Raw genomic sequence first — 12122 nt, 5'->3', positions numbered from 1 at the left:
CCGCCCGCGTCAGCTGGGTGGCCGCGAGACGCACTGCGCCGAGTACAGCTCCACGCCCAGCTTGTCCATCAACTCCAGCTGCGTCTCGAGGTAGTCGATGTGCTTTTCCTCGTCGGCGACGATGTCCTCGAACAGGGTGGCGGTGGTGGAATCCTGCTTGTCCCGGCATAAGACGATGGCCGGCTTGAGGCGGTCCATCACCTCGTATTCGATGGCGAGGTCGGCCTCGAATTGCTCGCGCAAGGTCTGGCCGATGCGCAGCGAGAAGAGGCGCTGGTAGTTCGGCAACCCGTCGAGCAACAGGATGCGGTCGGTGATCGCCTCGGCGTGTCGCATCTCGTCGAAGGACTCCGCGCGGGTGTGCTCAGCTAACTCGGTGAAACCCCAGTTGTCCTGCATCTTGGAGTGCAGGAAGTATTGGTTGATCGCGGTGAGCTCGCTGGTCAACTGCTCGTTGAGCAGACGCAAAACTTCCGGATCCCCTTGCATTTTCACTCCTACGGTGTCTGCGGCTGGCATGTTCGGCCGCGATCCGTGCGCTGGGCTGGAGCGCACAAACCCGGCCTGTAGCAGCACTTTGCCACGGCCGCCGCAAATGTTCTAGCAAGGTTTGGCTGCACTCAGTGCGTTGTCGAGCTAGTCTAAGCACCCGGTTGTTAGGTTAGACTGCACTAAGCAGGTTAGGTTAGACTCCACTAATATGCGGCTTGTTCGTTTCGCACCTCCGGCCGGGGCCCCGAGTCCCCGGGAGGCCAGGCGCGGGAGCGGCATCGGGTCGCTCGAACGAGCCGTCGACGAAGGGGACGCCCACATGCGGGAGGTGCGCTGATGTACGTGTGCCTGTGCGTCGGGGCGACCAGCCAGACCGTGTGCGACGTCGTCGCGCAGGGCGCGTCGACCTCCAAGGAAATCGCCGCGGCATGCGGGGCGGGCGGTGACTGCGGTCGCTGCCGGCGCACCCTGCGCGCGATCCTCGCCGACGCGGCGAAGTTAGAGACAGCGCCGTCGGCCTGACGCCGGAACGCCGTTTCAGCCCTTGTTGAAATCAGCCAGCGCCGCGGCGTTGGCCTGCGCGCCCATGAGCTCGGCGAAGTGCGCGTTTTCCCGCGCGGTGGCCGCCGTGATCTCGGGGCGGACCGGCTCCATCATCGTGTGTTTGACGGCCATCAAGCTCGAAATCGGCCGGGAGGCAAGGATTTCGGCGTGGTGGCGGGCCTGCGGGAGCAGCTCGTCCGGTTGGCACACCCGCCAGACGAGGCCCATCCGCAGCGCCTCGTCGGCGTCGACCCATTCCGACGACATCAACAACCACGCGGCGTTCTGCCGGCCCACCAGCTGCGGCAACAGATAGGACGACGCCGCTTCCGGGGCTACGCCCAGGCTGGTGAACGGGCACTTCAACTGGGCCGTCGACGACATGAACGCCAGATCGGCATAGCCCAGAATCGTGGCGCCGATCCCCACGCCGACACCGTTCACCGCGCAGATCAGCGGCTTGGGAAAGGCGCTGAGCGCGTTGATGAGTCCGATGAAGCCATGCTTGCCCGGGGTGAAGCCGGGGTCGGTGATGCGCGCCTGCATCTCACCCAGGTCGGTACCGGCGCTGAACCCGCGACCCGCTCCGGTCAGCAGGACCACGGCCACCTCGGGATCGTCGGCGGCGGCCAGCAGCGCTTCGGCGGTGGCGTCATAGAGGGCTTCGTTGAAGGCGTTGAGCGCCTCCGGGCGGTTCAGCGTGAGGGTGCGCACCCGCTTGTCGTCATCGATCTGCAGCGTCACCCCCGCAGCGTAGCGAGGCTAGCCGTTGCTGTAGACGCGGGTCGGGGCGATCAGCACCACGGCGCGCCCCTCGGAAGCCATCACCCGGTCGTACTCGTCCCAGTTGTCGTGGGTACCGCCCGCCGCAACGAACACATCGCGCAGCAGGACTCGCAACCGATCGGGATCGGTCAGCCACGGCTGGGCGTCGTCGGGGCCGACGAGCTCCGCGCGGCCCTCGACGGTCGCCCACTGCCAACCGTTACGGAAGGTGATGGCCAACTGCGGCCGGGCCCGCAGGTTGGCCAGCTTGACTCTTCCGTAGGTGGTAAACCCCAGCACCGGTTGACGATTCGCCGGGTGCGACAACAGGCCCACGTTGACCAGTGACGCCTGCACGGTCCCGTCAGCCCGGACGGTCGATACCACCGCCAATCCGTTCTCCGCCGCGGCCAATGCCACGGCGTCGCGCAGTGTCGTCATCTGGTGTCCTCAGTCCGTGAACGGCGTGCTGATGACGTAGCGGCTCGTCGGCACGGTGTCGATGTTCTCGTTGGCGCCAAAGGCCGTCGTGCTGGCCACCATTCGTCCTAACCGGTGTTGGAGATCCTTGTCGTCGGCGGCTCCGAAAAATGCCCGAAGATCGGTGATCGCCTCCGCGGGAAACAACTCCTCGACGATGCCGGCGATTCCCGGCGCGTCTTCGGTGAGCGCGCGCACCACCCAATTCTGGGTGTAGCCGAACGTCGACTGTGTCTCGATGGCTACCGGTGTATGGTCGCGTTGCCAACGGGTCAGCCACGTCGCCTGGTCCATGCCCGCGGGCCGACGCAGCAACGCGATGTTGGCCAAACCCGGTGTGCGGGAACCGGACTCGACGGCGGGCGCGCTCAGCGGGACCGATTCCGTCACCAGGTACGCGGCGAGCTGCTCACACTCCTTTGCCAGCAGCTCGAGCGCGGACGTCATCTGCTCGCCGTAGCACTGCTGCGTCCACATGCTCACCACCGCGGCGACCGGTGGGTCCAGCGTCGTGAGCGTCATCAACGACTGGCGCACGGCGTCGTCGCGGACGTTGACCGACAATCCGGGCACACCCAGCTCCAGCAGCGCATCCGCGACCGCCCCCCGCTGCCGGGCGCACCAATCGTCGTCGGAGTCGGCGCGCATGAGCACCGCGATTACCTTTTCCATAGGCCGAACCTACCGGTGCGGGCCCGCCGGATAGGCCTACTTCACCGGGCGCACCTGATGCTGACTGCTGATCAGCTTCCCGATGAGCCCGGCCAGCTGACGGTAGGACTCGTCGCGCCCGCTCGACGAGCGGTAGACCAAGCCGATTCGCCGGCCCGGGCGCGGTGCCGCGAACTGCGCCAGGCCCAGGCGGCTTCTCGAGGCCTCGACGGGCACCGCGCTCTGAGGAATCAGCGTGACGCCCAAACCGCCCGTCACGCATTGCACCGCGGTCGCCAGTGAGGCCGCCCGCGTGTTGGCCAGCTCAGCCCGGACCCCGGCCTTGTGGCAGACATCCAGCGCCTGATCGCGCAGGCAGTGCCCCTCGTCCAGCAGTAGCAGCGGCAGGTCGGCCAGCGCCGTCGCCGGAACCCGGCGCTTGCCCGCCAGCGGATGGCCGGGTGGCAGGGCGAGGACGAAATCCTCGTCGTAGATGGGGATCGCGCTGACCCCGGCGCCCTCGGCGGGTAGGGCGATCAATGCCGCATCCAATGCCCCTTCGCGCAACACCGCCAACAACCGCTCGGTCTGGTCTTCGGTCACCCGCAGCGCCAGCCCCGGAAGCTGCTCGGCCACCCCGGCCAGCACGGTGGGCAGCACGTAGGGCGCCACCGTGGGAATCAGGCCCAACCTCATGCCGGCCCGCAACGGATCCGAGGCGCCCGCCGCCGCGGCGGTGAAGGCGTCGGTCGCCTCGACGACGGCCTGGGCGCGCGGCAACAGCTCCGTACCCTGGGGTGTCAAGAAGACACGCCGGGTCGAGCGCTCGACGAGACGGGTGCCCAAGCCCGCCTCCAGCGCCGAGAGCGCCTGCGACAACGTCGACTGGCTGACGCCGAGAGCCGTTGCAGCACCGCTGAATTGATGCTTCTCGGCCACCGCCACGAACGCGCGCAGGCCGGCGATCGTCGGCTGATAACTCTTATCGGTCATACCTATAAGTGTAGTGGGAAATATCACCTTTACTTCAACCAGGGTACGCGGCAACATGGTGGAAGAAAGCTAATCTTGAGTAAATCCAGATAAGGAGCGATATGCCTCTGCTGACCATCGGCGACCAGTTCCCCGCCTACGAGCTCACCGCGTTGATCGCCGGCGATCTGTCCAAGGTCGACGCCAAGCAGCCCGGCGACTACTTCACCACCATCACCAACGAGGACCACGCCGGCAAATGGCGCGTGGTGTTCTTCTGGCCGAAGGACTTCACCTTCGTGTGCCCGACCGAGATTGCCGCCTTCGGCAAGCTCAACGACGAATTCGCCGACCGCGACGCGCAGGTTCTGGGTGTGTCGATCGACAGCGAGTTCGTCCACTTCAATTGGCGTGCGCAGCACGAGGACCTCAAAAAGCTGCCCTTCCCGATGCTCTCGGACATCAAGCGGGAGCTGAGCCTGGCCACCGGTGTGCTCAACGCCGACGGTGTGGCCGACCGGGCGACCTTCCTCGTCGACCCCAACAACGAGATCCAGTTCGTCTCGGTCACCGCGGGTTCGGTGGGCCGCAACGTCGAGGAAGTGCTGCGCGTGCTGGACGCGCTGCAGTCCGACGAGCTGTGCGCGTGCAACTGGCGCAAGGGCGACCCGACGCTCGACGCCACCGAGCTGCTCAAGCAGTCGGCCTGATCCGGGGCTGATCCCGTAGGGTCTGAACAGGAGGCGAGATGAGCGTAGAGAACCTCAAGGAAGCGCTGCCGGAGTACGCCAAGGACCTCAAGCTCAACCTGGGTTCGATCACCCGTACGACCGAGCTCGACGAGGAGCAGCTGTGGGGCACGCTGTTGGCGAGCGCCGCGGCGACCCGGAACACGCAGGTGCTCAGCGAGATTGGCGCGGAGGCGGCCGATATTCTGTCCGCCGAGGCGTACAACGCGGCGCTGGGAGCCGCATCGGTCATGGCGATGAACAACGTGTTCTACCGTGGCCGGGGTTTCCTCGACGGCAAGTACGACGACCTGCGCGCGGGATTGCGGATGAACATCATCGCCAATCCCGGTGTGGAGAAGGCGAACTTCGAGCTGTGGTGCTTCGCAGTGTCCTCGATCAACGGATGCCCGGATTGCGTGGCCGCCCACGAGCACACGCTGCGCGAGGCCGGTGTCAGCCGCGAAACCATCCAGGAGGCGCTGAAGGCCGCGGCGATCGTTTCCGGCGTGGCCCAAGCGATCGTCGCTTCCCAGACGCTGGCGACCGTCGGCTGATAGCGCCGTCGTGACCAGCGCCGTGTCCGGACCCGACTGGGTCCAGCACGCCATCTGGTGGCAGGTCTACCCGCTGGGGTTCGTGGGCGCGTTCCCCGTACCGCAGTCAAACGAGCCGCCGCAACCGCATCAACACCGGTTGCGGCGGCTCGTCGACTGGTTGGACCACGCCATCGAACTCGGGGCGTCCGGCATCGCGCTGGGCCCGATCTTCGCCTCGCGCACACACGGTTACGACACCACCGACCACTACCGCATCGATCCCCGGCTCGGCGACGATGCCGATTTCGACCACCTCGTCGCCGAGGCGCACCGACGCGGCCTGCGCGTCCTGCTCGACGGCGTGTTCAACCACGTCGGGGTGGATTTTCCGCGCCACCGCGAGGCTGCCGAGGACGACGCCGCCGCGCGCTGGTTCCGCGGACGTCCCGGGCGCTTTCACACGTTCGAAGGCCACGACGGGCTGATCACCCTCAACCACGACAACCCCGCCGTCGTCGACTACACCGTCGAGGTGATGGCGCACTGGTTGGGCCGCGGCGCCGACGGCTGGCGCCTCGACGCGGCTTATGCCGTGCCACAACACTTCTGGGCCTCGACCCTGCCCCGGGTGCGCGAGCGCTATCCGGATGCCTGGTTCGTCGGCGAACTCATCCACGGCGACTACGCCGCGGTCGTCGACGCCGCCACCTTCGACTCGGCCACCCAATACGAGCTGTGGAAGGCGATCTGGAGCAGCCTCAACGACGGCAACTTCTTCGAGCTGGACTGGGCGCTGCAGCGCCACAACGACTTTCTGAGCCGCTTCGCGCCCCTGACCTTCATCGGCAATCACGACGTCACCCGCATCGCCAGCCAGCTGGACAACCCCGCGCATGTGGCCCACGCGCTGGTGCTGCTGCTCACCATCGGCGGGGTGCCCAGCGTCTACGCCGGCGACGAGCTCGGGTTCCGCGGCGTCAAGGAAGAACGGTTCGGCGGCGACGACGCTGTGCGCCCCGAATTCGGCTCTCCCCCACTGCAACTGGATGACTTCGGCGTCCAGACCTGGGGGCTGCACCAGTACCTGGTCGGGCTGCGACGGCGCCACCCCTGGCTGCACGCGGCGTCCACCACCGCGTTACGGCTGGAAAACCGGCACTACGTCTACGAGGCGCGCAACGGCGACGACGCCCTGCTGGTGGTGCTCAACATCGACGACGAACCCCTGCACGTGTCGCTGCCGGAGCTGGGCCCGGGGCGCGCGCAGGTCATCGGCGGATCGGCGGCCCCGCCGCCGGAGGTCGTGGACGCTGTCGCCGTCGAGCCGCACGGGTGGCGGATCCTAAGCTCGGTCTAGGCGCTCGCACGTCAGCGCGTCCTGGCGGCCGTCGTAATACTTGTCGAGCACCGCGACGAAGTCCTCGTCGTCCTCGGTGGCGTGGGCGAACAGGGACATCGACGAGCGCAGTTTGAGGTCGTCCGGCGAGCCGAAGATCTGCCCGATCGAGCGCCCCTGCACCGCGGTGACCAGTCGGGCGCACTCCCGCAACCGCGGCCCCAGCAGCTCATGACGCAGGTACGCCCGAGCCTCGTCCAGCGAGGAGATGCCGTAATGGACCGCGGTCGGGCTGCCGCCCAGGCCGCGCAGTTGGGGGAAGACGAACCACATCCAGTGGCTGCGTTTTCGTCCGGCCCGCAGCTCGTCGAGGACGTCGCCGTACACCGGCTCCTGCGCGTCCACGAAACGCTGGAGATCGAACGGGTCGCCTGCAGATCTCACCTGACTACGGTTGCACATTATGGAACTCGAAAGACGGAAGGCCGTTCGCCGACGAGTACCCAAAGTGCGCGATCTCGCCCCGCTCATGCAGTTCAAGCGGCCCGAGCTGAACGCGACCAAGCGGCGGCTCGACGCCGCCTACACCATCGAAGACCTGCGGCGCATCGCCAAGCGGCGCACCCCGAAGGCGGCGTTCGACTACACCGATGGCGCGGCCGAAGACGAGCTGTCCATCGAACGCGCCCGACAAGCCTTCCGCGACATCGAATTTCATCCGGCGATCCTGCGCGACGTCTCCCAAGTGACCGCGGGGTGGGATGTGCTCGGCCAGCCGGTCGTGCTGCCGTTCGGGATCGCGCCCACCGGATTCACCCGGCTCATGCACACCGAGGGCGAGATCGCCGGCGCGCAGGCGGCGGCCAGGGCGGGGATCCCGTTTTCGCTGTCCACGTTGGGCACCTGCGCGATCGAGGACCTCGTCACGGCCGTGCCCCAAGGCCGAAAGTGGTTTCAGCTCTACATGTGGCGGGACCGCGAACGCTCGATGGAGCTGGTCAGACGCGCCGCCGATGCCGGCTTCGACACCCTGCTGGCCACCGTGGACGTCCCGGTCTCCGGCGCGCGGCTGCGCGACAACCGCAACGGCATGACGATCCCGCCCACGCTGACGCTGCGCACCGTGTTGGACGCGGTGCCCCACCCGAAGTGGTGGTTCGACCTGTTGACCACCGAACCTTTGGCGTTCGCGTCGCTGGACCGCTGGCCCGGCACGGTCGCCGAATACCTGAGCACGATGTTCGATCCCAGCCTGACCTTCGATGACCTGGAGTGGATCAAGGAGCAGTGGCCGGGCAAGCTCGTCGTCAAAGGGATTCAGACGCTTGACGATGCCCGCGCGGTCGTCGACCGCGGTGTCGACGGGATCGTGTTGTCCAATCACGGTGGGCGCCAACTGGATCGGGCCCCGGTGCCGTTTCACCTGCTGCCGACGGTGGCGCGCGACCTGGGTCAGCACACCGAGATCCTGGTGGACACCGGCATCATGTCGGGCGCCGACATCGTCGCGGCGGTCGCGCTGGGCGCCCGGTGCACGCTGGTCGGTCGGGCCTACCTCTACGGCCTGATGGCCGGCGGCGCGGCCGGGGTGAGCCGCGCCATCGACATCCTCGCCGCGGGAGTGATCCGCACGATGCGCCTGCTCGGCGTCACGTGCCTCGAGGAGCTCTCGCCCCGGCACGTCACGCAGTTGCGGCGCCTGGGGCCCGTGCCGCCGGTGTGAGGCCGGCGGCACACTCGGGCATCAATGTGAGGCTGGCCGCACACTCGCGACCGCGGGGCGCTCGGGAACAAACCGGCGCCGGGCTGGGTTAAGCGCATCAGACTCAACTTTTGGAGGATTTGATGGCTGAAGCCAAGTCGGTGCCGGTGCTGTTTGTCACCGACACCATCGTGCTGCCCGGAATGGTCGTGCCGATCGCGCTGGACGACGCGGCCCGCGCGGCGATCGACGCCGCCCAGGCCAGCGAGTCGGGACAGCTGCTGATCGCCCCCCGGCTCGAGGACCGGTATCCGTCCCACGGCGTAATCGCGAAGATCCTGCAGGTCGGGCGCATCGCCGGTGGCGGCACCGCCGCGGTGGTGCGCGGCGAGCGCCGGGCACAGATCGGGGCGGGCGCATCCGGCCCCGGGGCGGCGCTGTGGGTCGAGGTGACCGAGGTCCCCGAGGCCGAGGCGACCGACGAGGTCAAGGCGCTGACCGCGGAGTACAAGAAGCTGCTGCTGGCCATGCTGCAACGACGCGAGGCCTGGGAGATCATCGATTACGTCAACCGGCTGTCCGATCCGTCGGCGCTGGCCGACACCTCGGGGTACGCGTCCTACCTGAGCAACGCGCAGAAGCGCCAGCTGCTGGAGACGGTCGACGTCGCCGAGCGGCTGCGCGTGCTGATCGACTGGACCAGCGACCACCTCGCCGAGGTCGAGGTCAGCGACAAGATCGCCGAGGACGTGCGCGAGGGCATGGAGAAGACGCAGAAGGAGTTCCTGCTGCGTCAGCAGCTGGCCGCCATCCGCAAGGAATTGGGCGAGGGCGAACCCGATGGTTCGGACGACTACCGCGCCCGCGTCGAGGCCGCCGAGCTGCCCGAGAAGGTGCGCGAGGCCGCGCTACGCGAGGTCGGCAAGCTGGAACGCTCGAGCGACCAGAGCCCGGAGAGCGGCTGGATTCGCACCTGGCTGGACACCGTGCTCGACCTGCCGTGGAACGTCAAGACCGAGGACTCCACCGACCTCAAGGCGGCGCGGGAAGTCCTGGACGCCGATCACCACGGGCTGGACGACGTCAAGGATCGCATCGTCGAGTACCTGGCCGTGCGGGCGCGCCGCGCCCAACGTGGGCTGCAGGTGGTCGGCGGGCGCGGCTCCGGTGCGGTGATGGTGCTGGCCGGTCCCCCCGGCGTCGGCAAGACGTCTCTGGGCGAGAGCGTGGCCCGGGCATTGGGCCGCAAGTTCGTGCGCGTCGCCCTGGGCGGTGTGCGCGACGAGGCCGAGATCCGCGGGCACCGTCGTACCTACGTGGGCGCGTTGCCGGGCCGGATCGTGCGCGCGATCGGTGAGGCGGGGTCGATGAATCCCGTTGTGCTGCTGGACGAAATCGACAAGGTCGGTTCCGACTACCGCGGCGATCCGAGCGCGGCGCTGCTCGAGGTGCTCGACCCGGCGCAGAACCACACCTTCCGCGACCACTACCTGGACCTGGACCTGGACCTGTCCGATGTGGTGTTTTTGGCGACGGCCAACGTGATCGAGAACATCCCGTCGGCCTTGCTGGATCGCATGGAGCTGGTGGCCATCGACGGCTACACCGAGGACGACAAGGTCGCCATCGCGCGGGACTACCTGCTGCCCCGGCAGCGGGACCGCGCGGCGCTGACCGAGGACGAGGTGGCGGTGAGCGACGCGGCGCTGCGCAAGATCGCCGCCGACTACACCCGCGAGCCCGGTGTGCGACAGTTCGAACGGCTGCTGGCCAAGGCGCTGCGCAAGGCGACCACCAAGCTGGTTGACGATCCGCGACCGATCACCATCGACGAGCCGGATCTGGTTGACTACCTGGGCCGTCCGCGGTTCATGCCGGAATCGGCCGAACGCACGGCGGTGCCCGGTGTGGCCACCGGCCTGGCCGTCACCGGCCTCGGTGGCGACGTGCTCTACATCGAGGCCGGCTCCACCGACGGTGACCCGGGCCTGCAACTGACGGGTCAATTGGGCGACGTGATGAAGGAGTCGGCGCAGATCGCGCTGTCCTACGTGCGCTCGCACGCCGCCGAGCTCGGTGTGGATCCCAAGACGCTGGACCGGCGCATCCACGTCCACGTGCCCGCGGGGGCGGTGCCCAAGGACGGCCCGTCGGCCGGTGTCACCATGGTGACCGCCTTGGTCTCGATGGCCACCGGACGCCAGGTCCGCTCCGACGTCGGCATGACCGGAGAGGTCACGCTGAACGGTCGGGTGCTGCCCATCGGCGGGGTGAAGCAAAAGCTGCTGGCCGCCCAACGTGCCGGGCTGTCAACGGTTTTCATTCCGCAGCGCAACGAGCCGGATCTCGATGACGTGCCCGCCGAGGTGCTCGAGGCGCTGGACGTGCGGCCCATGACCGACGTCGCCGAGATCGTGGCCCAGGCGCTCGAACCGGCGGCCTCGGCCGCCACGGCCGCGGCCTGATCGGGGCGCCGGGCGTGACCCGGGGCTTTCCCCGCGGTCACGCCCGGCGTTGAATGAACCCGTGACTCTCAAACGACAAGTGGTCCACCGTGTTCAACGCCTGCTGGTCAACCCGGTCGGCCGGCAGCTGCCGATGACCATGCTCGAAACCACCGGACGCAAGAGCGGGCAGCCGCGGCGCACCGCGGTGGGCGGGCGCGTGGTGGACAACCAGTTCTGGATGGTCTCCGAACACGGCGAGCACTCGGATTACGTCCGCAATATCAAGGCCAATCCGGCTGTGCGGGTGCGTGTTGGCGGCACGTGGCGCAACGGCACCGCCCACCTCCTGCCCGACGACGACGCGGTGCAGCGCCTGGGCAACCTGCCAAGGCTGAACAGCGCGATGGTGCGGCTGATGGGCAGCGACCTGCTCACCGTCCGGGTCGACCTGGACTGAACCCGCGGATGGCCTACGACGAAGACCTGGCCAACCGGATCCGCGAACTCCTCGCGGGCGGGCCCGGCATCGACGAGAAGCGCATGTTCGGCGGCCTGGCGTTCCTGGTCAACGGCAACATGTCGGTGGCCGTCAGCGGCCAGGGCGGACTGTTGGTGCGGGTGCCGCGCGAGGACACCGACAAATTCGCCGGGCGCGCACGTCAGCCCCATGGTGATGGCCGGACGGGAAGCCCGGGGCTGGTTGCGCGTCGAGGCCGCCGGGGTGCAAACCAAACGCCAGCTTCACAGTTGGGTCAAACGCGGGGTCGACCACGCGCGCAGCCTGCCGCCCAAATAGCGGGCGCGGTTTGCCGTCGCGGCGTGGGGGTACGCGGTGCGGTATGGACAAGCGGGTGCGACGACTGCTCGACGTGGCGGGCACCACCTACGCGGCGCAGGCGCGCATCACGCTGAGCGACAAGCCGATGCCGCTGTTCCAGCTTTTGGTGCTGTGCATGCTGGCCAGCAAGCCGATCGATGCGACCATCGCCACGGCCGCCTCGCGCGAACTGTTCAAGGCGGGCCTGCGGACTCCCAAGGCCGTGCTGGCCTCGGACCGGAAAACCATGATCGACGCCTTTGGGCGCGCGCACTACGTGCGTTACGACGAGAGCTCGGCCACCCGGCTCACCGATATGGCCGAACGACTTCGCGACGACTACTCCGGCGACATGCGCGAATTGGCCGATCGCAGCGGGCATGACGTGGCCACCGCGAAACGGATGCTCAAGAAGTTCAAGGGAATCGGCGACACGGGCGCCGACATCTACCTGCGCGAGGTGCAGGACGTGTGGACCTGGGTGCGGCCCTATTTCGATGACCGCGCCACCGGCACCGCCAAGCGGTTTGGCCTACCCGTCGAACCTAAGAAACTGGGAAGCCTTGCGCCGCAGGCCAATGCGCGACTGGCCGCCGCGTTGGTCAGGGCGTCGCTGGACGCCGATGTGCGTCAGCGGGTGGCCGGCTGAG

At 67.9% G+C, this 12122-nt stretch carries 14 protein-coding genes and 1 pseudogene; 9 read left to right on the top strand and 6 right to left on the bottom strand.

What is annotated here, in order from left to right; genetic code table 11:
* Positions 1-9: 9 nt before the first annotated feature.
* The gene (gene bfr / locus QGN30_RS14775; RefSeq protein ID WP_008256872.1) at positions 10-489 is read right to left on the bottom strand and encodes a bacterioferritin; all 480 of its coding nucleotides are present in this window, start codon (positions 487-489) and stop codon (positions 10-12) included.
* Between the two features lie 339 nt (positions 490-828).
* Between bfr and QGN30_RS14770 the strand changes: the two genes are divergently transcribed.
* The gene (locus QGN30_RS14770; protein WP_008256874.1) at positions 829-1014 is read left to right on the top strand and encodes a (2Fe-2S)-binding protein; all 186 of its coding nucleotides are present in this window, start codon (positions 829-831) and stop codon (positions 1012-1014) included.
* A 15-nt stretch (positions 1015-1029) separates the two neighbouring features.
* Here the strand turns inward: QGN30_RS14770 and QGN30_RS14765 are convergent, their stop codons facing one another.
* From QGN30_RS14765 to QGN30_RS14750, 4 genes are read right to left on the bottom strand one after another with little or no spacing between them, the layout of a single operon-like run.
* A complete protein-coding gene (locus tag QGN30_RS14765) occupies positions 1030-1779 on the bottom strand; it encodes an enoyl-CoA hydratase/isomerase family protein (RefSeq protein ID WP_038536399.1) in 750 nt (249 codons plus the stop codon).
* An 18-nt stretch (positions 1780-1797) separates the two neighbouring features.
* On the bottom strand, positions 1798-2241 hold the full coding sequence (locus tag QGN30_RS14760) for a TIGR03618 family F420-dependent PPOX class oxidoreductase (protein WP_038536402.1): 444 nt from the start codon (positions 2239-2241) through the stop codon (positions 1798-1800).
* Between the two features lie 9 nt (positions 2242-2250).
* Positions 2251-2952, bottom strand: coding sequence for an EthD domain-containing protein (locus QGN30_RS14755; protein WP_038536405.1), 702 nt, complete (start codon positions 2950-2952; stop codon positions 2251-2253).
* Positions 2953-2988: 36 nt separating this feature from the next.
* Positions 2989-3924, bottom strand: coding sequence for a hydrogen peroxide-inducible genes activator (locus QGN30_RS14750; RefSeq protein WP_014382600.1), 936 nt, complete (start codon positions 3922-3924; stop codon positions 2989-2991).
* 101 nt (positions 3925-4025) lie between these two features.
* Between QGN30_RS14750 and QGN30_RS14745 the strand changes: the two genes are divergently transcribed.
* Genes QGN30_RS14745 through QGN30_RS14735 form a run of 3 tightly spaced genes read left to right on the top strand, consistent with a single transcriptional unit; the run spans position 4026 to position 6527 of the window.
* Positions 4026-4613, top strand: a complete 588-nt coding sequence (locus tag QGN30_RS14745) for a peroxiredoxin (protein WP_008256883.1) — start codon at positions 4026-4028, stop codon at positions 4611-4613.
* Between the two features lie 38 nt (positions 4614-4651).
* Positions 4652-5188 (top strand): alkyl hydroperoxide reductase, encoded by a 537-nt coding sequence (locus QGN30_RS14740; RefSeq protein ID WP_009953017.1) that lies wholly within the window; start codon positions 4652-4654, stop codon positions 5186-5188.
* A gap of 10 nt (positions 5189-5198) precedes the next feature.
* On the top strand, positions 5199-6527 hold the full coding sequence (locus QGN30_RS14735; RefSeq protein WP_036459060.1) for an alpha-amylase family glycosyl hydrolase: 1329 nt from the start codon (positions 5199-5201) through the stop codon (positions 6525-6527).
* Here QGN30_RS14735 and QGN30_RS14730 read toward each other — a convergent pair.
* The gene (locus tag QGN30_RS14730; RefSeq protein WP_038536409.1) at positions 6513-6950 is read right to left on the bottom strand and encodes a DUF1810 domain-containing protein; all 438 of its coding nucleotides are present in this window, start codon (positions 6948-6950) and stop codon (positions 6513-6515) included. The genes QGN30_RS14735 and QGN30_RS14730 overlap by 15 nt on opposite strands.
* Positions 6951-6969: 19 nt before the next feature.
* Here QGN30_RS14730 and QGN30_RS14725 point away from each other — a divergent pair, with 19 nt between their 5' ends.
* From QGN30_RS14725 to QGN30_RS14705, 5 genes and pseudogenes are all read left to right on the top strand, one after another.
* Entirely contained in the window at positions 6970-8229 is a 1260-nt protein-coding gene (locus tag QGN30_RS14725) for an alpha-hydroxy acid oxidase (RefSeq protein ID WP_051475320.1), read from the top strand.
* Positions 8230-8351: 122 nt separating this feature from the next.
* Positions 8352-10673, top strand: coding sequence for an endopeptidase La (lon, locus tag QGN30_RS14720; protein ID WP_179293458.1), 2322 nt, complete (start codon positions 8352-8354; stop codon positions 10671-10673).
* A 61-nt stretch (positions 10674-10734) separates the two neighbouring features.
* Positions 10735-11112 (top strand): nitroreductase family deazaflavin-dependent oxidoreductase, encoded by a 378-nt coding sequence (locus tag QGN30_RS14715; protein WP_036396652.1) that lies wholly within the window; start codon positions 10735-10737, stop codon positions 11110-11112.
* 8 nt (positions 11113-11120) lie between these two features.
* Positions 11121-11451: pseudogene (locus tag QGN30_RS14710) on the top strand (TfoX/Sxy family protein).
* Between the two features lie 43 nt (positions 11452-11494).
* A complete protein-coding gene (locus tag QGN30_RS14705) occupies positions 11495-12121 on the top strand; it encodes an endonuclease (RefSeq protein WP_248923092.1) in 627 nt (208 codons plus the stop codon).
* The last annotated feature ends 1 nt before the right edge of the window (position 12122 follow it).

This window comes from Mycobacterium sp. 3-98, assembly GCF_035918355.1.
In the GTDB taxonomy this organism is placed as follows: Bacteria; Actinomycetota; Actinomycetes; order Mycobacteriales; family Mycobacteriaceae; genus Mycobacterium; species Mycobacterium intracellulare.
This window is presented reverse-complemented; position numbering and strand designations above follow the sequence as displayed.